1 protein-coding gene is annotated in these 705 nt (G+C 51.9%); it reads left to right on the top strand.

The window, feature by feature from the left end; all coding sequences use genetic code 11:
- The coding region (locus F0L74_RS34570; protein WP_188316285.1) for a hypothetical protein at positions 1–662 on the top strand (662 nt) is incomplete at its 5' end.
- Positions 663–705: the final 43 nt, after the last annotated feature.

The following is a 705-nucleotide window of genomic DNA, read 5'->3' as shown; positions in this document are numbered from 1 at the left end:
CAACAATGAAGGCCTTCATCTTTGCCCTTGCCCTAGCCTGCGTGTCGGCTGTGCCACATCGCGATGTCGATTTCGAGCCTAATTCTCAGCGCATCCTTGACATCGTGATCTCAAACTTGTTCAATGAAATCGGTGAATTGTTGAGAGCGGCTGATCCTCTCCGCCGTGACGGCTACGCTGGCTCCTGGAGCCCTCCGCGTGCATCAGACATCATTAACTTCTCTGGCCGCGTGACTGACGTCAAGGCTGATGACTTCAGCTCCCTGCATTTGCGTCGTGTCAGCTACGTCGGCACCCGACTCAACTTAGTCCTGGCTGTTCCCAGAGTTTCAGCATCAGTCGGTTCCGCTGAAGGAGAAATCCGCATTTTCAGCCGCGTCCTGAGGTCTTTCGCTTCCGGAGGACTTGCCCTTGAGAACGTCGTTGCTGAGGCTACCGCTTCCGTCTCCCTCGCAGACAACATCATTGTCAGTGACATCGGAGCTGCAATAACTATTGGCGATGTCAAATCTAACCTCCAAATCAATCTCTTCGGACGCGAAGTTGGACCAGCCGTCAACAACTTCCTAGAGAAGATCCCTGTCTACCTGACGGACTACGCAGCCGAGGTCAGCCGTGTTCTGGAGTACGTCGCCCAACTCATCATCAACAGATTACTGTAAATTACTCGAACGATACTTGTGAATCAAAAATAAATTATGTTCC

This window comes from Chitinophaga agrisoli, assembly GCF_008386695.1.
GTDB classification, from domain to species: Bacteria; Bacteroidota; Bacteroidia; order Chitinophagales; family Chitinophagaceae; genus Chitinophaga; species Chitinophaga agrisoli.
Note: the sequence above shows the minus strand (reverse complement) of the source record. Positions and strands in the feature narration are given on the sequence as shown.